Raw genomic sequence first — 20,050 nt, 5'->3', positions numbered from 1 at the left:
AGTAAACGTGAAATAGGAGTATATTTTTTTAACATAATATATACGCAAAAAAACTCCTGTATTCTTAAATACAGGAATTTAAACACTAAGGATGAAAAAAATATACTGATAAAAAGCTGATTCAGCTCAAAACCAAGCATATGAATGTATTGTTATTAAGTGATTTGGTTCTGAAACAAAGATGCTTCAAAAAAAGAAATCACCCGTTATAGAATTACAGGATAAAGTTACAAAATTTTAAGTCAATCAGATGTGAATTAGGAATTCCATTAGATAATCATCCATCACAAATCCGTTGCCGATATCAAAAACGCCTTCATCATAAACTCTGTATCCCTGGGATTCATAGAAGTTTTTTGCTGAATTGTATTTATTGACGTTCAGGATAATTCTTTCATTTCCGTTCTCAGAAGCTTTACCGTTCAGAAACTGAAGCGCTCTTTTCCCAAATCCTTTTCCTTTGCTTTCCGGAACCAGATAAATACGGTGCAGCTTTGTGGTTCTTTCCTCATAATTGTGTTCATATCCTATAAAGCCTTCAAAGACTCCTGTACTTTCATCCTGGATCAGATAATAATGATAATCAGGTTTCAGGAGATGGCTTTTAATTTCAGTCTCAGAATACATTTCGGAAAGCATATATTCCATTTGTTCTGCGGAAAGGATATCTGCATAAGCATTTTCCCAGGATCTTCGTGCCAGGTTTTGGATTAAAGGGATATCCCCTGCCGTTGCTTTTACTAATTTCATAATTACGTACTATTGTGATTAAAAAAAGTGAAAAGCCGGAGCCTTTCACCTATGATAATTTTAATGTTGATGACTGAATACCAACGCTGAATTCTTAAAGTTCATCATTGACCATTCATGATTCACTCCTCATTTTTAAATGTTTGCCATTTCAGCTTTAATTTTTGTATGAAGCCCTTCTGAGGCTACCACCAAAGGAAGTCTTAAATAATTTTTAATAATTCCTTTTTCAGCCAATATTACTTTGACACCACAAGGGTTTCCTTCCGCAAAGATCAGCCTGGTAATCTCCACAAGCTTATTATGAATTTCATAGGCTTCTTTTACTTTACCTTCAAAAGCCAGCTGTACCATGGTTGAAAACTCCTTCGGGTATGCCTGTCCGATTACAGAGATCACTCCGTTTCCTCCTGCTAAAGTCACAGGAAGCGTATATTCATCATCTCCGGAAACCAAAGAAAATCCTTCAGGCTTCTTTCTCAGAATATCAAAGTACTGTAAAATGTTCGGAGCCGCTTCCTTGATCATGAAAAGATTAGGAAATTCTGTTGCAAGACGAATCGTAGTATCTGCCTCAACGTTCTGTCCTGTTCTTGAAGGTACATTATAGATAATGATATTCTTACCTGTGGAAGCTAAAACTTTATAATGCTGATAAAGACCTTCCTGATTAGGCTTATTGTAATATGGAGATACAGAAAGTACTGCTTCAAATGCAGAAAGATCTGCTTCCTCGATCTGTTTCTTGACTTCAAGAGTATTGTTACCGCCAATTCCCAATACTAAAGGAAGACGTTTATTATTTACCTTAATGATATGCTCAATTACCTGTTTCTTCTCCTCAGCAGAAAGCGTTGCGGCTTCTGCCGTAGTTCCCAATACTACCAAATAATTGGTTCCGTTTTCAATATTATACTCTACCAGTTTTGTCAAACTGTCGAAGTCAACGGATAAATCTTCATTAAAGGGCGTTACCAATGCAACACCTACTCCTTTTAAAATGCTCATCTGTTCGAATTATTTTTGTCAAATTTAATCATTTACCGTAAGAATTTGTAATAAATAATAATGTTTTATTATACATATAGTTATATTTGCATATACTAAAAGATTATATGAAAAATAAATTCTTGTTATTAGGAATTGCCCTGGTTTCACTGACTGCCTGCAAAACAGCTTCTTCGCTGCAGCTTGCCAACGTGAAGACCCAGAAAAATATTTCTATTAATAATGAGCTAAAGAATGATGAGGAGTTTGCAAAGTTTATTGAACCGTATAAACAAAAACTGGACAGAGAAATGAACCAGAAGATCTCTCATACAAATGTGGATCTTACAAAGCAGGGAGATAACAGCAATCTGGGCAATCTTTTAGCCGATTATACCCTTGAAGGAGGTGACCGATGGGCCAAAACCAATCTTAAGCAGGATGTGGATGCCGCATTGATCAATATCGGAGGGATCCGTACTACTATCGGGAAAGGTGACATTATGCTGAAAAATGTTTTTGAAGTCATGCCTTTCGAAAATGAACTGATCATTGTAAAAATGAAAGGAGCAGATCTTCCCGGACTTTTTGAGTATTATGCAAAAACTCAGGTAAACAATCCTGTCTCTCACTTATATATTGAAACAAAAGACGGACAGCTGACAAAATCTTTAATTAATGGAAAAGCTGTAGATCCGGGCAGGGATTATTATATTGCCACTTCAGACTACCTTGCGCTGGGAGGTGATAATATGAAATTTTTCGCAAAAGGAGAATCGATCCCTACAGGTGTTAAACTGAGAGATTTATATATTGAATGGTTCAAGAAAAATCCTGAAGTAGTTCCTGCTACAGATGTTCGTTTAAATTTTATCGGTAAGAAGTAATGGATAGAAAAAGTTTTTTAAAGGCAATAAGCGGCGGATCTTTAGCAATGGCTTTAGCTCCCAATATGATGATGGCGGAAGAATTACATATTCTCAATTTAAAATCCGCAAACAAACTGACTATTCTTCATACCAATGACCAGCACAGCAGAATAGAACCTTTTGATGCAAGCTACACAAGGAATCCCAATCAGGGTGGGTTTGCAAGGAGGGCAAGCTTAATTCAGCAGATCAGAAATCAGGAAAGCAATGTACTGCTTCTTGATTCCGGAGATATTTTTCAGGGGACCCCTTATTTCAACTTTTTCGGAGGAGAACTGGAGTTCAAGCTAATGTCCATGATGAAGTATGATGCTTCCACTATGGGAAATCATGACTTTGATAACGGACTGGAAGGTTTTCTAAAGGTACTTCCTAATGCGAAGTTTCCTTTTATCTGCTCCAATTACGATTTTAAAAATACTATCCTTGATGGAAAAACTTCACAGTATAAGATTTTCAATAAAAATGGAATCAAAGTGGGGATTTTCGGAGTCGGGATCCAACTGGACGGTCTTGTAGGCAAAAAGCAATATGCAGAAACCGTTTATTCCCATCCGGTCGACGTAGCACAGCATTATTCCAATTTTCTGAAAAAAGAACAAAAGTGTGATCTTGTGATTTGCCTTTCACACATAGGCTATGACTATCAGGATGAGCCTGATAAAATAAGTGATAAGATCTTAGCAGCCAACACAGAAAATATTGATATTATCTTAGGTGGCCATACCCATACATTCCTGCCGGAACCTCAAACTTTCACTAACAGACAGGGGAAAAACGTTCTTGTCAATCAAGTGGGATGGGCAGGTCTTCTTTTAGGCAGAATAGATTTTTATTTTGATACAAACAAAAACGTACAGCATATCTCCTGGAATAACCAGATAATTGACAGCAGCATAACAGCATAATATGAAAAAACTCTCTATAATTTCTCTTGGTATTTTAGCATCTCTGCAGTTTACTAAAGCACAGGTCATTTCATCAAAAAAATGGGCGGATCTTTTTTCCTACAATAATGTCCTCGCAATGAAAGAAGACAACGGAAAGATAATTGCGGCCACAGAAAACGGGATATTTTATTATACTATATCAACAGGAGAAATTACGAAGTTATCAAAAGCCAACGGGTTGCATAATATCGGAATAACCGCCTTCGATTATAATCCACAGACCAAAACAGGCCTTATCGGCTATCAAAATGGTTCCATGGATGTTATCACGCCGGAGGAGATCAAATATATTGTAGATATTCCTATCGCTACCGGCTATAATGGAGATAAAAAGATCAATCATATCTCTATAACCGGTGATCAGGCAGTCATTTCCGTAGGGTATGGGCTTTCTATATTTGATATGAAAAAGAAAGAGTTTAAAGATTCTTCATTTTTCATTACAGGCGGTGTTTATGAAGCGAGTAATGAAGCAACCATATTTGGCAACAAGGTTTATTCAGTGACGGATAAAGGCCTGAAAAGCCATGAAATGAATACCACCTTCCCTGTATATTCCACATGGACGACAGAGATACCGGGAGCCTTCAAGCATATAGATTCCGAATCCGAAATGGTATTTTCGTCTGCAACAGCTGCGTTCATTTATAATAACGGAACTCCGACTCAGCTTCCTAACACTTTTGGAGATATCCATGATGTTGTCGTTTCATCAAACAATATTGTGGTGACTGACAACAGAATATATACCTATGGAATCAACGGGATTTCTTTAAACGCAATAAGCCTCGGAGAGGAATGTAATACCGCAATAGTGGCCGGTGGAAAAGTATTGGGAGGAACTGTACTATCAGGAATAAAAGACGAAGGCAGCAATACTTATAAGCCTTCAGGTCCATATTTCAATTTTGCGTATAATATCAACCTTTTCGATAATAATCAGCTGCTGGTTTCATCCGGGGCCAGGATAAACAACTATAACCATCCGGTCAATAATCCTAAAAAGCCCGGCTTCTATTATTTTAATGGTGCAGAGTGGATCTACTCTTCTTTCTTCATTAATAATCCAAGAGATATTAATGTACTGGATGCCATCATAAATCCGAACGATAGTAATGAGGTACTTTTTGCCAATTATACGATGAGGAACCAGGGGATCTACAGAATGAAATACAATTCCAGCAATAAAGATTTTGACCTGGTAAAGTATTATAACCTGGATGCTCCTGAATATTTACGACGTCCTGTAGGTTTCGCTACTGACCCTCAAAATAATATCTTCCTGTCTTTTGGATATAATGACGGAGGAAATCCCTCTATTGCTATTTATGATAAAGCCTCAGATGATTATATTATTAAGAAGCTCATCCTTTCCAGTGAGACTACCCAAAAACCTGTTTTTCACGAAAATATGTTGTGGGTGCCTCTACCAAGATCTAATAATTTCTGGACCTATGATTATAAGAGCGCTACCAATCTTTCTGATGATTCTGATTATATCCTGGGAGAAGCTAACGGACTTGCAGAAGGGACACTGTCTGTAGCATTTGACAAGTCCGGAGATGCCTGGATCGGTGCATACAATGGTTTAAGAGTATTACAGAATGCGGCATCTGAAATAAAAACCCCTACCCCTAAGCCTGAACCTATAATCATAGAGCAAAACGGCCTTGGTGAAGAGCTTTTCAGAGATGCATCCATTCTTCAGATTGCAGTAGATGCGGGAGATCACAAATGGGTTTCTGTAGACGGTGGCGGAGTATATTATCTGTCTTCTGACGGCCAGAGAACCATTAAACATTTTACACGGGAGAACTCACCTCTTCCTACAAACAGTGTTACAGATATAAAAATAGATAAGAAAACAGGCAAGGTATATTTTGTAACCTATAATGGTATTGTAACGTATCAGGGAGATGTGGCTGATGTCACTTCCAACTTTGGGGATGTGGTGGTTTACCCTAACCCCGTTGTCTATGCTAATTTTAAAGGAAAAGTTACCATTAAAGGGCTCGCAGAGAAAACCAATATAAGGATCGTTGATGCCGCAGGAAATGTTGTACATTCAGCAGTGGCAAGAGGAGGATATTATGAATGGGATCTTAACAATCAGAAAGGGATCAGAGTTGCTTCAGGAATTTATTTTGTCCTGATGACCAATGAGGACGGATCTGACAAAGCTACAGCCAAAATAGGAGTGGTCAATTAATGAATTCACAAAACGGTTTTTTACTTTCATTCTTAAAATATGGAGAAAATGATGCTGTACTGCATTGTTTTACAGAAGAAGAAGGCTTTCAAAGCTATTTTCTAAAGGGAATCTATTCCAAAAGGAATAAAAAGAAAGCTCTGCTGCAGCCGTTGAATAAACTCAATTTTTCCATCAACCCTCTCAGAGGGAATGGAATTCCCTCCGTATCAAAGTTTGAACTGGTAAAAAATACTGATATCTATACCGATATAAAGGTTAATACCGTAATCTTTTTCATTTCAGATTTTTTAAGCCAGATCCTTAAATATGAAAATAAGAACATTCATATCTATCATAGTATTGATAATTTTATCAGCGAACTGGGCAACAGGAATTACCAGGCTCACCTTCTTTTTTTAATTGCAGTTTTAAAGATTCAGGGAGTGGCTCCATTGCTGGGTGATGGAAAATTTTTAGATCCGGAAACCGGAACGTTTTCTTTTGCTCCTACTCACCAACTGTTCAATGAAGAGGTTTCAATGATATGGAGAACGGCACTGAGCACTGAAAGTTTTTATGCAACAAAAATACATCCTTCCTTGAGAAAAGACTTTCTGGACAGTCTCCTGGTATATTATCATTACCATATTACTGATTTTAGAACACCGGCATCGCTGGAAGTGATACAGCAAATCTTTGAGTGACCTGAAAGGCTAAGAAAACCCCTAAAGCTGATAAGCAAAGAAAAGAATACGGTATTTATCCCAATTTATATATTTTTGAGCTTCTTATAGCTCAAAAATTAAGCCTTCTTTGCTTTCTTCTCCATATAAAGCTCTATCCCTTCTTTTCTTCAGCATCCTCAGGCATCTCAGTTTCAGATTCGGCGATTTGCTTTTTAGAGAATCTCGGTTGCAGGATCTTAGCAATAAGTCCGGTCCAGCCCGTCTGGTGAGAGGCTCCTACCCCACGCCCGTTATCTCCATGAAAGTATTCGTAGAACAGAATATAATCTTTAAAATCAGGATCAGTCTGAAATCTTTCATACTGACCATTGACAGGTCTCCTCCCGTTTTCATCTTTCAGGAATATCTTGGCAAGCCTTTTATTTAACGAGTCGGCAATCTGATCCAGGTTTGAATACTTTCCGCTTCCGGTAGGATATTCCACTAAAAAATCAGGGCTATAGTAAAAGAAAAACCGCTGAAGGCTGTCAATGATCAAAAAGTTGATGGGAAACCAGACCGGCCCTCTCCAATTGCTGTTTCCTCCAAAAAGGCCGCTGTCACTTTCTGCAGGAGTATATTGTACACAATAGTCTGTTCCATTAAGGTTCAGCGTATAAGGATTATTCTCATATTCTTTGGAAAGGGCCCTTACCCCGTAATCACTTAAAAATTCTTCAGGATTCAGCATTCTTTTCAACAGTCTCTTTAGACGATGCCCCCGAAGCAATGATAAAAGATGTTTGGAATCCTGCCCTTTGACTTCCCATCTTGAGACCAGTGAGGCTAATTCGGGTTTATTATCCAGTATCCACTTCATCCTTTTTTTAAAGTTGGGAAGGTTCTCAATCATCTCATCGTCAATGACCTCAACAGCAAACATGGGAATCAATCCTACGATAGTCCGTAGTTTTAAATACATATGATCACCATCGCTGGAAGCTATGGCATCGTAAAAAAATTCATCTTCCTCATCCCAAAGGCTGATGTTTTCATCTCCCATATTATCCAGTGAATTGGCAATGGACAGAAAATGTTCAAAAAACTTCATGGCCATTTCTTCATAAACATTATTGTAGAGAGCCAATTCTAAAGCAATTCTCATCATATTCAGCGCAAACATAGCCATCCAGCTTGTTCCATCTGACTGCTCGAGCTGCTCACCATTGGGAAGCACAGAGTTCCGGTCAAAAACACCGATATTATCAAGTCCCAGAAAACCTCCTTCAAAAATATTATTGCCGTTGATATCCTTTTTATTGACCCACCAGGTAAAGTTCATCAATAATTTCTGAAAGGCACTTTCCAGAAACTCCAGATCCGGTTTCTCTCTCAGGTATTCATCAATTTTAAATACCCTGAAAACGGCCCATGCATGCACAGGAGGATTGACATCGCTAAAATCCCATTCATAAGCAGGAAGCTGCCCGTTAGGATGCATATACCATTCGAAAAGGAAAAGTTTCAGCTGATGTTTGGCAAAATCCGGATCGATCAATGAAAAGCTGATGGTATGGAAAGCCAGATCCCAGGTCGCATACCATGGATATTCCCACTTATCAGGCATTGAAATAATATGTTCATTGTTGAGATGCTTCCAGTCATGGTTTCTTATCTTCTCACGGGACTTTGGTGGCGGCATTTCTGCCGGATCTCCTTTCAGCCATTTTTCAACATTGTAATGATAAAACATTTTATTCCACAGCATTCCTGCAAAAGCCTGTCTCTGCACCAGCTTTTCATCCTCTGATGGTATTCCCTTCTGGATCTCAGCATAAAATTCATCTGCTTCTTTATGTCTTAGCTCAAAAATACTATCAAAATCACTGAAAGGATCTTTCAATTCTTTATCTGAAATTCTGAATTCAAATATTTTAGATTCCTTTCCTTTAAAAGATTCATCAATTAAAAATGCAGCTTTTGTTCCAATATTCTTGGGATTTACAGACTGGGAATTCCCGGTCAGCACAAAATCATTGATACCGTCTTTACAGTATCTTGATTGATTGGGTGACTGATAAAGCCGTTCATTATTGGATTCATTATTACAGAATAAAACCTTTTCAGATTGTTTTGCATATATATTTTTTACTTCAAGATCCCGGTGACTGATCTTGATCCGGTCTGCTTCTTCTGCATTCAGCTGAGGTTTATAATCATCATATCCCCAGTTCCATGTATTTCTGAACCATAGGGTTGGCAACAATATAAGAGGAGCCTCAGTTTCAGATTTATTGACAACTGTTACTCTGATCAGGATATCATTCTGGTCTTCTTTGGCATATTCAATAAAAATATTGAAGTATTCGTTATGTTCAAAAATTCCCGTATCGATCAATTCATATTCCGGTTCGTTTTTAGATCTTTCCGCATTGGTTCTTATCAGGTCTTCATAAGGAAATTTATTCTGAGGATACTTGTACAGCATTTTCATATAAGAATGAGTAGGAGTAGAATCCAGATAATAAAAGTATTCTTTCACATCTTCTCCATGATTTCCCTGCCCGTTGGTAAGACCAAAGAACCGTTCTTTTACCATTGCATCTTTTTTATTCCAGAATCCTACGGAAAATACCAGCTTCTGAAGATCGTCACAGATACCGCATATTCCTTCTTCACCCCATCTGTATGTTTTAGCTTCTGCTGTATCATGGCTGGTATAATTCCAGGCATCCCCGTTTTCACTGTAATCTTCACGTACAAGCCCCCACTCCCGGTTACTGACATAAGGACCCCATTTTTTCCATGAGATATCTGAAACTCTTTCTTTTTCTGACATAAGCTATGATTATGAATGATGAGTAATACATTGTACAATGGTAAAATGGATTCATGGATTAATGACTACTATTTTCCAACTTTACACCTTGAATGCTAAACCTTGAACCTTTGAGCCCTCAACCTCCTGTAGAAAAGCTCTCAAACGTCGTCATTCCTCCGTCAACAAAAATGCTTGTTCCGGTAATATAGTCGGCAAGGTCACTGGCAAGAAATGCTGCCAGGTTTCCTATATCCTGAGGCTGTCCGATCCTGTTGTAAGGGATGAGGGTAAGAAGTGAATTGAGAGCTTCCGGTGTGCTCCATGCATCTTTATTGATAGGAGTCTGAATAGCCCCCGGACAAATGGAATTGACACGGATCCTATCTGCTCCGTATTCCTGAGCCAGCGTTTGCATCAGCATTCTGATGGCTCCTTTACTTGCTGCATAGTTGGCATGTCCTGCCCAAGGGATAATTTCATGTACAGAGCTGATATGAATAATCTTACCACAAGCTACGGAGCGTGACGGATCTATTCCCCGACGCAGAAATTCCTTGATCGCTTCCCTTGCACAGAGAAACTGCCCTGTCAGATTCACCCCGATTACAGCATTCCATTGATCAAGCGTCATTTCTGTAAATTGGGCATCTTTTTGAATACCTGCATTATTGATCAGAATATCCACTGTCTGAAATTCAGAAATTACATCCTGAAACATTTTGATGACCTGATCTTCCCGGGAAACATCACACTGATACGTTATGCCATTTCCACCGGCATCCGTAATTTCTTTCAGTACTGCTTTTGCTTCTTCTGAAGACCTTTCTGAAGAATGATTGATAATAACTACAGCTCCTGCTGCAGCTAAAGATTTTGCAATTCCGGAGCCTATTCCGCTGGAAGCACCTGTAACGATAGCTACCTGATTATGAAGTGATATTTCCATATTTTGAGATTGATGTTACTCAAAGTTATGGAAAGAAATCAGCAGAAGAAAAATTAAGGTTTTAAAATTTTATTAAAGTTTTTTGTGCATCAGATATTGAGGACCGCTTCTCCCGATCCTCGTCTTTCCGTCATAAGTGTACCCGGCCTGAAGATAGATATGATAAGCCAAACTATTTTTCTGGTTCACAGCCAGTACGATCTCCTGACAGTCTTTGAAGTTTTTCTTTACAAAATCGCCAACGGCCAGCATAGCTTTTTTGCCAATCCCTTTTCCCTGCATTTCAGGATTGACGGATAGAGAACGCAGCAGTACGGAACTTTCGTTATCCGTCAGCTCCAATTTATCTTTTCCAAAATCGAGAACAAAAAAGCCTACAGGCACATCATCATCCAGGATGGTAACCGGAAACGCACTGCCTTCTTCTCTTTCTTTAATCCTTTGTAAAGCCTCTTCGGGTGAAGCTGTGAAGCGCAGCTGATTTTCATCTAAAGCATAACTGACCCCAGAAAGGTCTTCAGGTTTAAAAAATTCTAAGTTGATCATAATCAGTGATGGTAGATATCTTCATACATTACCCCTGCACGGATTTCCACGGGAAGCTTATTTTCTTCCGGAACGACAGGGCAGTTGTAGTCATAGGCATTATAAGCGCAGAACGGCTGATAAGATTGATTAAAGTCCAGCACAATGGTATTCCCTTTCGGAATCTTCAGATCCATATATTTTCCACCGCCATAAGTTTCTTTTTCATTGGTAGCATCCCGGAATGGAAGGAAAAGGTAATCTTTATATTTTTTCTGCTTGATCAGGGCCAGACTTTGGTATAAAGTTACAGTATAGGGTTTTCCGTCCAGCGTAAACGTTGCTTTTCCATATTCCTGATAAGATTTTGTCTTTCCTGAAGAAGTAGGAAGCTCGAAAGGCTGCGCGTCTTTTGTTCTCACAAATGTTGCCGTGACTCTATATTTCATATCCAACGGAAAGAACGGATGCTCTTTAAAGTTTTTAAAGTTCTCCCCCCGTAAAGGGGTTGTTTTAGGATTCAGATATTCTTCATTAAGATCTTTCTGAAATTTTTTAACAGCTAATACCTCCTGTGAAGCCGTTTCCTGAGAAAAAAACAATAATGGCAGCAGCAGAAAGATTAGTATATATTTTTTCATAGATTTGAAATTATAAGTAAAATTATAAATTTTCCATCGTACTAAAAGTTAAAATTGAAATAAAAAGTATAATCTGTTTTAAATAACCTCAGTCCGAGATAAGGCACTTTGCTTGAAAATAAGATTGGGAGGCTGGAGGCTGGAAGAAGAAAGTTTTTGAGGTTTGAAAACAGCTGAAAATCAATTTCATTCATGTTTTAAGAAGTACTTCATCAAGTTTTATGATAACTACCAGAAATTATTTGTTCAATATTACCTTCCAGCTTCCCTCTTCCAGCTTCCTGACTTAAACCTTTGTTTCTTATCCCGAACCCAGGTTAAATAAACTAATTCTACGCCTTTCCAACACAATTTTTGAGAAGCAAAGCCCATGAACAGAAACTGATCCGGCAGAATGAATTCTCTTGAAATTAAGGCATTGCCCTTACTTCCATAAGATAGTTTCTGATATCATTTTCAAGTTTTACCGGATAAACAACATTGAGTTTTCCGGCCAAAGCTGTTCCCAGTTCATGCACCAGATCAGCATAGGCAAACAACGCAATCCAGTTTTCTTCGATATCACTGCCTGAAAAAGTAGCTTCCACTTTATTACGGATATCTTCGGAAAGGTATTTTTTAAAAAGCCTGCCATGCTTATTGGTCGTGATATTATTCCAATGGTGGGTATCGGCAATATACCATTCGATCAAAGGAACGAGATAATCTGTTCTCAGTATATTTTCAGACATGAATTTGGCATAGAAGATATCTCCACGCTTCAGGCATTTTGCTACATAGGTGGTATCCCACCAGAAATCATTAAGCAACTGCTTAAATTTCTCTCCCGCCGGCTTATGAATCATGATCGACTGATAAGTAGGAGATTTAAGGTCTTTTGTGAGATCATCTTTATCGATCAAAACCTTATAGCCAACATCCCAGTCTTCAGGAAGGATCTCCTCCTGTATTTCCTTAATAAATTCCGCAATCTGATAGAGTTTAAAATCAACCTTTACATGATCTTTATACAAAACCATTTTCATGGCATGCTTTCCATCAAAAGCGGCATCATCTTCCTCAATCATGGAAATCGGCTCGCCGAAAAGACTGATCCATTCATTATTGGCTTCATAGGCTTCCCTATTCTCAAAAACAAGCTCTACGTCCAGATCACTAAAATCATCTACCGGAGCATAGGGGTTTACCAATGAACTGGTCAGAAGAACCGCTCGGATATCCGGGTTATTTTGTGCCCAGTGAATAATCTTCTCCAGCTTTTCTTCTCTTATCTTCATACTAATAGGATTCTGATATTTTTACCCGATAGATGTCAGAGGAATTCCTTTTGATCGATTCTACAAAAAATCCTCCTTCTTCAGGGATCACCTCTTTCAGATCAAAACTCTTACAGTCTTTGGGAAGTCCCGAGAATATCAGGGTAAACCAAAAATCCTGCATAAAAGGAACAGGCGTCCAGTAAGGTGAAATGGAAATATTTTCTACATGGATCAGCTTGCTCCTATGCTCAGACTGATTATCAAAAAGATAGGTGGAATGCCAGATCCTGATCAGGTTTCCTAAAAAGGGGGATGCCGGAAAGCAACAGTGTACAATGACCTGCTTCTCTTCTTCTACTTTGGACTGAAGAGATTCCAGGAGTTCTTTTACAATGACTGGCTTTACAACTACTTCTTCCACGTTTTTATAAATAATGAGTAATGGGCTATAAGTAATGTATAAAAGTATACCCTTATTATTTGTTACTCATAGCCCATTACTGATGTTAATATTCTAATTCCAGTTTTTCTTTTGTATAATTTCTTACTTCATTGGTAAGTTCAGGATTGTCTGCCAGTTTCTGGCCATAAGAAGGAACCATTTCAAGCAACTTCTCTTTCCACTCACCATGGAATTTTTCAGAGAAACATTTTTCAAGAACGTCCAGCATTGCATATACAGCTGTTGAAGCTCCCGGTGAAGCGCCTAATAATGAAGCAATGGTACCGTCTTTATTCACCACCACTTCTGTTCCGAATTCAAGCTTGCCGCCTTCTTTTTCATCTTTTTTAATGACCTGTACTCTCTGCCCGGCTACTTTCAGCTCCCAATCCTCTTCTTTAGCATCTTTGATAAATTCTCTCAAATGCTGCATTCTCTGCGCTTTGGTCATAGCAACCTGCTGAATAAGATATTTGGTCAGAGGGATATTATGCCACCAGGCACCGAAAAGTGATTTTAAGTTTTTGGTATTGACACTTTCGGGGAGATCCAGATAGCTTCCTTCTTTCAGGAATTTTGTTGAAAAACCGGCAAAAGGTCCGAAAAGAAGCGCTTTCTGACCATCGATGATCCTAAGATCCAGGTGAGGAACAGACATTGGCGGAGCATCTACCGTTGCCTGTGTATATACTTTAGCATGGTGCTTTGCCACCAGTTCCTGATTATGTGTTACCAGCCACTGCCCGGAAACAGGGAAGCCTCCGTACCCTTCACTTTCTTTAATGTCCGAGCTGTCCAATAACGGAAGCGCATAGCCTCCTGCACCTATAAATACAAAATCTGCAACAACTTCCTGTTTGTGATTGTGAATTCTGTCTTTCACTTTCATTTCCCACTTTCCGTCTTCTCTCGGATCGATGTCTTTTACTTCATGGTATAAGAAAACTTCTACATTGGAATCTTCAAGGAGGTGTCTTCCCATCTTTCGGGTGAGTGTTCCGAAGTTCACGTCCGTTCCCATATCCATCTTCGTTGCTGCCATGACTTCAGATTTATTTCTCTTACTCATCACCAACGGGATCCATTCTTTCAGTTTTTCGTGATCTGCAGAGAATTCCATTCCGGAAAAAAGAACCGATCCGCTCATTTTATCGTGTCGCTTTCTAAGGTATTCGGCATCTTTTTCACCAAATACAAGACTCATATGCGGGCACGAATTGATAAATTCTTTAGGCTCCTTAATATAACCTTTGGAAATCAGATAAGCCCAGAACTGCTTTGAAATTTCAAACTGCTCTGCAATGCTTTCTGCTTTTTTGATATCAATGGTTCCGTCTGGTTTTTCAGGAGTATAATTTAGCTCACAAAAAGCGGAGTGGCCTGTTCCGGCGTTGTTCCATGCTGCTGTACTTTCTTTGGCAAATCTTCCAAGTCTTTCGAAGATAGCGATTTCTAGATTGGGATCAAATTCATGAAGCAGCGTTGCTAAGGTGGCGCTCATGATTCCGCCTCCTATCAGTACAACGTCATATTTAGATTTCGGTGTTCTGCTTGTAAGCGATTGTGGCATAATGTTAAAATTTTAGCTCAAATTTCGGGAAAAGTTTTAAAAAGAGAAATGTGTTTTAAGGATTTTAACATGTTATTTTTTATGGTAAAAACAGATATGAATTGTGCAAGACAATATGATGGAAAGTATCAATTTATTTTGTTCATTTCATTTATTAAAACCATCAGATTAATCTTTTAAATTATATGAATTGATGCGGTAAAGTATCTAAACGCAGAGCGCTCAAGCGTATAATTTCTTATGTATTATTTTTCTGTTCGTAAAGGCACTTCGTTCAGCTAATGAAACACCTACTTCTTCATCTTGCTGAGTGAAACGCCATTGCGAACATCTCTAAGTCTTTTAAAGCTAAATATTTGCGAACGCTGCATTAAAATAAATCCATCATACAAACGTATATGGAAGATTGTATATGTAATAATTACTTTTAATTCAATTTTGGAGTCAGCTTTTTAAACTGTTTTTCAGCACTTTTCCCTTCATAAAGAATAGCATATACCGTATCGATAATCGGCAGTTTAAGGTTCTTCTGTTTCGCTGTCTTATAGATAGATTGTGCAGCATAATATCCTTCTGCGACCATGTTCATCGACTGGATCGCTGATTTTACAGTGTACCCTTTTCCGATAAGGTTTCCAAGGTTCCTGTTTCTTGAGAACAATGAATAAGCTGTTACCAAAAGGTCTCCCAGGTAAGCACTTTCGTTCACATCTCTCGGCGCCTCATAGATGGCTTCCAGGAAAGTTTCCATTTCACGGATAGCATTGGAAACAAAAACTGCGGTAAAATTGTCTCCATATCCCAACCCGCTTGCTATTCCCGCTCCGATCGCAAAGATATTTTTAAGAATAGCACTGTATTCATTTCCTAATATATCTTTACTCGTATGAACCTTGATAAAATCTGAGCTGAAAATTCTTTCCATTTTTTCTGCCGTTTCATCTTCCGCAGCAGCGATCGTAAGGTATGACAGCCTTTCCATAGCAACTTCTTCGGCATGGCAAGGTCCTGCAATAACAGCCTGGTTCCTGAAACCGATCTTAAATTCATCACGCAGATAATGCGCTACCACATCATTGACTTTAGGAATAATTCCTTTAATCGCTGAAACAAAGATCTTATCTGAATAATCACACGTCATTTTATCCAAAGTATCGGACAGGTAAATGGAAGGTGTGGCTAAAACAATTACATCACAGGCAGAAACCAGTTCATTGATATCTGTCGTCAGTTTTAAACTTTTAAGGTTAAAATGGGCTGCAGTAAGATAGGTAGGGTTATGTCCCCGAAGCTCAATAGCTCCTTTTACAAACTCACTTCTTACACACCAGTGTACTACTTTACAGTTTTCAACAAGCATTTTTACAATAGCGGTTGCAAAACTTCCGCTTCCTACTACTCCTACAGAAACATCGTTTTTAATCTTTTTGGGATTCGAGGATTCTGAAATTGTTTTCTTTTTAGCCATAATTGGAATGTGAACTGCAAATATATTAAACAAAGATTTAACAGGGAATCTGAAAGCATGATAAAAACCATTTTTTGAAAAAAATAGCCCCTCAACACAATTAAATATCTAATTCAACGTTAGATACAGAAAAAACTGAATTTTCATTAGGAATAACCCGCAATGCTTATTTTTAATTAAATTTACAGCCCCTAAAACCGTTTTAAAATTGACTAAGAGAAGAAATATGAAAAAATTTCTAAGCAGCAAGAAGAACTTAAATATTCTCCTGGGAGGACTTTTATTAGTAGTTTTTGCACAAGGTGTTTGTATTGCCAAACTCTTTTCTGAAAGAGACGATAAAACTTACGAAGTGAACCTTGTAAAAATAAACACTGAAAAAGACAGTGTAGATTTTTTAAAAATGAAAACAGATCTTAGATTAGTAGATCAGACCGTAGGTCAGCTGAATTCTTTCCTTAAATCTAAGGACATTACCAATGAAAAGCTGATGATGCTCAGCCAGGACAGCATTTCAAATTCCATTTATCTTTCCAAGCAAGCCAACCGATACAGCCAGTATCTGGTGGATCTTCAGAAAAAACTGATGCAGGTTCCTTTAGGAATGCCTACAGACGGATATATTTCATCCAATTTCGGGGTGAGAAAGAATCCTATTCCATTTAAAACCGTATATGCTTCTGTAAAATCAAATGCAACAGCAGAAGCTGAACCAGCCGCTGCAGCTCCGAAACCAGAGGTGAAAGCTGAGCCTGTAGAAAAAATAGTTGAGCTTACTGACAGCTATGGAAATAAAAGAGAAGTAAAGGTAATGGTAACTCCAAAAGCCGCTCCTGTTGCTTCAGCTCCAGCCTCAACTGCAACTGCCAAAACTGTTGCGGTAAACGGTTCTGCGAAAGCAGTACCTGCTGAGAAAAACAATCCGCCTGCTGAAGCAGATCAGATGCAATTCCATAAAGGACTGGATATAGCCGTTGCTTATGGCTCCGATGTAAAGGCCGCTGCTGCCGGAACAGTAATTTTCTCCGGACAGAAAGGCGGTTACGGAAATTGTGTGATCGTTTCTCATGGAAACGGACTTGCGACGCTATACGGACATTTATCTCAGCTTGTATCCAAAGTGAATGATAAGGTAAAAGTAGGCCAGGTTATTGCTAAGTCCGGAAATTCAGGACGTTCTACAGGACCTCATCTTCATTATGAAGTACATAAGAACAATACTCCGGTGAATCCGAAATTGTTTATGAATCTATAAAAGCAAAGAGGCTGTCTCAAAAGTCAAATAATTCGGCTTTTGTCATTCTGACGAAGGAATAATCTCATTGATGGTCAGTTGTTTGAGATTCTTCATTACATTACATTTCATTCAGAATGACATTTTTGAGACATCCTCTTTTTTATTGCCGTAAGCTTTGAAATAGAAATGATATAAATATAATTCTGTCGCAGAGGTAACAGATTATGCAGATCTTATTGCGAATATCTAATTAATCTCAATAGGTCCATAAGATGATACTTTATATGGGATCTCACAATAAAAAATGGCTGTTCTTTTTTGACAGCCATTTTTATTATTTTAAAATCTTAAGGGTTCCTTTAGGATGGGTAAATGTACCGTCCGGCCCTGCAATATTGGAATAGACTATATTTTTATTGTAATCCTGAATATGAGTTACGTTGAATCCCAGGTGAGGCTCATGCCAATATACCATAAAAATGTTCTTTGCCACCTCTACCGCTGTATATTCTACTGTATCTGTGCTGTTTTTTGAGCTTCCATCAGTTCCGGTGAATGTCATTGTTTTATGGTCTTTAAAATCCAAAAGGAATTTTACCCCTCCAAAATCTACTTCGACCTTGTTACCGATTGCCGGATAGGGTGATTTTAAATCCCAATCCATCTCTCCAAGAAAAACTTTGACTCCCATTTCCAATTCTTCTTTTCCCGGAAGATCAGGATATTTTTTTACCATAGCATCTACAATAGAAGAAGTGGTTTTGTTTTCGGTCACTGCTTTCTTATAGTTTTCAAGATAGCTTTTCACAAAATCAAGAGATTGAGGAGATAGAGACTGTTTTCCAAAATGTGAAGGAATTACCTGCTCAGGCTTCAGAGCTTTCATCGCATCAATCTGTCCGATCCATTGTTCAATAGCCTTTATATTCTGGGTATCGGCCATCCAAAGATGTGAGCCAACGGAAACAGAGATTCCTCCGGCAATGGTTTTGATAGACGGGAACCAAAGAAAGCTGTGAGCCGGATCTTCAGGATTCTGTATGATCTCAATTTTATTACCTTCGAGATCTGGAACCGCCGTTACCGCTTCGGGAATAATGATTTCTGATGGTGCATCTTCTTTTAACTGTGGTTTCCAGACAGCCATCTTATCATCTTTTGAAGCGGAGATCAGATAAGCTGTTTGGGCTGTTGAAATGATTTTTGCATTAGGAAAAGCTTTTCTGATCACATCCAATCCAAAATAAAAATCCGGATCACTGTGAGAGATATAAACCGTTTTCAGATTTTTTCCTGTCGCTTTTATTTCTTTAACCAATTGTTCCGCATATTGTTTCTGGAACTGGGCATCAACAAGAACCGCATCTTTATCTCCATAAATAATGGTAGAAGTGATCGGAAAAATAGCACTGGTTCCGGGGTTGTATACTTTGACCTTCAGATTTCCTGCCCATATGCTTATAAAACCCAAAACAGCCACGAGTGATAATAATTTCTTTTTTAACATTTTTGTTCTTTTATATTAATAAGCTGCTGTAAAACGTTCACGGATATGATTATTCTGTTCCAGTTCGTCTACCAGAACCACTGCTACATCTTCTACAGAAAGACGGCTTCTTCCGTTTTCGTCGAATACAGGAGTTTCCAATGATGTTCTGTATTTTCCTGTTCTGCTTCCTACATTTGCCTGGTTCATTTCTACTGCAGGGCTGAAGAACGTCCAATCCAGAGTCTTGTTTTCTTTGATCTTATTTAAGTAATCTCTTGCAGCGGTTGCTCCCGGTTTGTAAGCATCCGGGAAATCCGGTGTGTCTACGATCTGGACATTATCAGGAGTGTAAAGGCTTCCTGCTCCTCCTACTACAATCAGTCTTTTTACTCCTGACTGCTCTACCGCTTTTTCGATATTCTCAGAACCGTTCAAAAAATCGTTGTAAAGATTAGGATTTGTCCAGCCTGCGTTGAATGCGCTGATTACCGCATCATTTCCTTTCAAAGCGTCAGCTAGCTCACTCACGTTATTTACATCAATACTTTTTGCGGTTATATTCTCCTGTGTTTTTACCTTCGACGCGTCTCTTACTAAAGCTTCAACCGCATATCCTCTGTTTGCTAATTCCGTTACGATGTGTGCCCCTACAAATCCGGTTGCACCGATTACTGCTACTTTTTTCATAATGTTTTATTTTTAAAATTTAAATTGTAATAAAATTTGTTACATTTATAGTTAAAAAAAATTTACTCGAACTGGTCAGCGAATTCCTGCAATGACCTATCTCCTAAAAAGTTAACTACCAATTGATCTGTTTCTTCAAATAATGTATTTAAATGAACATTGATTTCTTTTCCTACACTACAGTCCGGATTAGGATTCTGGTTTTTCTTTCCTAATACTTCAGTATTCTTTACGGCTTTATAAATCTCCGAAATCGTGATCGTCTCAGCATTTCTGGCAAGCTGGCTTCCTCCTTCCTTCCCCTGTCTGCTGGTGATAAGACCTGCTTCTCTCAACACGCTGATCTCCTTACGGACAATCACCGGGTTTACATTGATACTACCGGCAACCCATTCAGAAGTGAGCCACTCCTGAGGACTTTTTGCCAATAATGTCATTATATGTACTGCCGTAGCAAATCTTGTATTGTTCATTGTAATTACATTGCAAAGAT

18 protein-coding genes are annotated in these 20,050 nt (G+C 38.4%); 5 read left to right on the top strand and 13 right to left on the bottom strand.

What is annotated here, in order from left to right; translation table 11 throughout:
- Positions 1 to 246: 246 nt before the first annotated feature.
- Both AC4IF5_RS16365 and dapA read right to left on the bottom strand, forming a co-directional pair.
- Complete coding sequence (locus tag AC4IF5_RS16365) at positions 247 to 750, bottom strand: GNAT family N-acetyltransferase (protein WP_490736330.1); 504 nt, start codon at positions 748 to 750, stop codon at positions 247 to 249.
- Between the two features lie 135 nt (positions 751 to 885).
- Positions 886 to 1,758, bottom strand: a complete 873-nt coding sequence (gene dapA, locus AC4IF5_RS16360) for a 4-hydroxy-tetrahydrodipicolinate synthase (protein WP_490736328.1) — start codon at positions 1,756 to 1,758, stop codon at positions 886 to 888.
- A 107-nt stretch (positions 1,759 to 1,865) separates the two neighbouring features.
- Here dapA and AC4IF5_RS16355 point away from each other — a divergent pair, with 107 nt between their 5' ends.
- From AC4IF5_RS16355 to recO, 4 genes are read left to right on the top strand one after another with little or no spacing between them, the layout of a single operon-like run.
- Positions 1,866 to 2,624, top strand: a complete 759-nt coding sequence (locus AC4IF5_RS16355; protein ID WP_490736326.1) for a 5'-nucleotidase C-terminal domain-containing protein — start codon at positions 1,866 to 1,868, stop codon at positions 2,622 to 2,624.
- Entirely contained in the window at positions 2,624 to 3,574 is a 951-nt protein-coding gene (locus AC4IF5_RS16350; RefSeq protein WP_490736324.1) for a bifunctional metallophosphatase/5'-nucleotidase, read from the top strand. Before AC4IF5_RS16355 ends, AC4IF5_RS16350 begins: the two co-directional genes overlap by 1 nt.
- Before the next feature lies 1 nt (position 3,575).
- Entirely contained in the window at positions 3,576 to 5,825 is a 2,250-nt protein-coding gene (porZ, locus tag AC4IF5_RS16345) for a type IX secretion system anionic LPS delivery protein PorZ (RefSeq protein ID WP_490736322.1), read from the top strand.
- Positions 5,825 to 6,511: a DNA repair protein RecO gene (gene recO, locus AC4IF5_RS16340; RefSeq protein WP_490736320.1), complete on the top strand. Its 687-nt coding sequence runs from the start codon at positions 5,825 to 5,827 to the stop codon at positions 6,509 to 6,511. Before porZ ends, recO begins: the two co-directional genes overlap by 1 nt.
- A gap of 133 nt (positions 6,512 to 6,644) precedes the next feature.
- Here recO and AC4IF5_RS16335 read toward each other — a convergent pair whose 3' ends face one another.
- The 8 genes from AC4IF5_RS16335 to AC4IF5_RS16300 all read right to left on the bottom strand — a co-directional run bounded on the left by AC4IF5_RS16335 (position 6,645) and on the right by AC4IF5_RS16300 (position 16,144).
- Positions 6,645 to 9,311 carry an MGH1-like glycoside hydrolase domain-containing protein gene (locus AC4IF5_RS16335; protein ID WP_490736318.1) on the bottom strand — a complete coding sequence of 889 codons (2,667 nt, stop codon included), beginning with the start codon at positions 9,309 to 9,311 and terminating at the stop codon, positions 6,645 to 6,647.
- Between the two features lie 118 nt (positions 9,312 to 9,429).
- Positions 9,430 to 10,239 (bottom strand): glucose 1-dehydrogenase, encoded by an 810-nt coding sequence (locus AC4IF5_RS16330; protein WP_490736316.1) that lies wholly within the window; start codon positions 10,237 to 10,239, stop codon positions 9,430 to 9,432.
- Positions 10,240 to 10,311: 72 nt separating this feature from the next.
- Positions 10,312 to 10,785, bottom strand: coding sequence for a GNAT family N-acetyltransferase (locus AC4IF5_RS16325; RefSeq protein ID WP_490736314.1), 474 nt, complete (start codon positions 10,783 to 10,785; stop codon positions 10,312 to 10,314).
- 2 nt (positions 10,786 to 10,787) lie between these two features.
- The gene (locus AC4IF5_RS16320) at positions 10,788 to 11,405 is read right to left on the bottom strand and encodes a DUF1684 domain-containing protein (protein WP_490736312.1); all 618 of its coding nucleotides are present in this window, start codon (positions 11,403 to 11,405) and stop codon (positions 10,788 to 10,790) included.
- 410 nt (positions 11,406 to 11,815) lie between these two features.
- Positions 11,816 to 12,682 (bottom strand): AadS family aminoglycoside 6-adenylyltransferase, encoded by an 867-nt coding sequence (locus AC4IF5_RS16315; protein ID WP_490736310.1) that lies wholly within the window; start codon positions 12,680 to 12,682, stop codon positions 11,816 to 11,818.
- 1 nt (position 12,683) lies between these two features.
- The gene (locus AC4IF5_RS16310; protein WP_490736308.1) at positions 12,684 to 13,085 is read right to left on the bottom strand and encodes a hypothetical protein; all 402 of its coding nucleotides are present in this window, start codon (positions 13,083 to 13,085) and stop codon (positions 12,684 to 12,686) included.
- A gap of 85 nt (positions 13,086 to 13,170) precedes the next feature.
- A complete protein-coding gene (gene mqo, locus AC4IF5_RS16305) occupies positions 13,171 to 14,676 on the bottom strand; it encodes a malate dehydrogenase (quinone) (protein WP_490736306.1) in 1,506 nt (501 codons plus the stop codon).
- A 427-nt stretch (positions 14,677 to 15,103) separates the two neighbouring features.
- Complete coding sequence (locus AC4IF5_RS16300; protein WP_490736304.1) at positions 15,104 to 16,144, bottom strand: NAD(P)H-dependent glycerol-3-phosphate dehydrogenase; 1,041 nt, start codon at positions 16,142 to 16,144, stop codon at positions 15,104 to 15,106.
- A gap of 226 nt (positions 16,145 to 16,370) precedes the next feature.
- On the opposite strand from AC4IF5_RS16300, the gene AC4IF5_RS16295 reads away from it, so the two are divergent.
- On the top strand, positions 16,371 to 17,399 hold the full coding sequence (locus AC4IF5_RS16295; RefSeq protein ID WP_490736303.1) for a M23 family metallopeptidase: 1,029 nt from the start codon (positions 16,371 to 16,373) through the stop codon (positions 17,397 to 17,399).
- A 316-nt stretch (positions 17,400 to 17,715) separates the two neighbouring features.
- On the opposite strand, the gene AC4IF5_RS16290 is transcribed toward AC4IF5_RS16295, so the two are convergent.
- The 3 genes from AC4IF5_RS16290 to AC4IF5_RS16280 all read right to left on the bottom strand — a co-directional run bounded on the left by AC4IF5_RS16290 (position 17,716) and on the right by AC4IF5_RS16280 (position 20,030).
- On the bottom strand, positions 17,716 to 18,888 hold the full coding sequence (locus tag AC4IF5_RS16290; RefSeq protein WP_490736301.1) for an MBL fold metallo-hydrolase: 1,173 nt from the start codon (positions 18,886 to 18,888) through the stop codon (positions 17,716 to 17,718).
- A 15-nt stretch (positions 18,889 to 18,903) separates the two neighbouring features.
- On the bottom strand, positions 18,904 to 19,557 hold the full coding sequence (locus AC4IF5_RS16285) for an NAD(P)-dependent oxidoreductase (RefSeq protein ID WP_490736299.1): 654 nt from the start codon (positions 19,555 to 19,557) through the stop codon (positions 18,904 to 18,906).
- A gap of 62 nt (positions 19,558 to 19,619) precedes the next feature.
- A complete protein-coding gene (locus tag AC4IF5_RS16280; RefSeq protein ID WP_490736298.1) occupies positions 19,620 to 20,030 on the bottom strand; it encodes an Rrf2 family transcriptional regulator in 411 nt (136 codons plus the stop codon).
- Positions 20,031 to 20,050 lie beyond the last annotated feature (20 nt).

Source organism: Chryseobacterium sp. UF-290 (assembly GCF_058245615.1).
The sequence above is the reverse complement of the archived record's forward strand: the minus strand, read 5'-3'. Positions and strand labels throughout refer to the sequence as shown.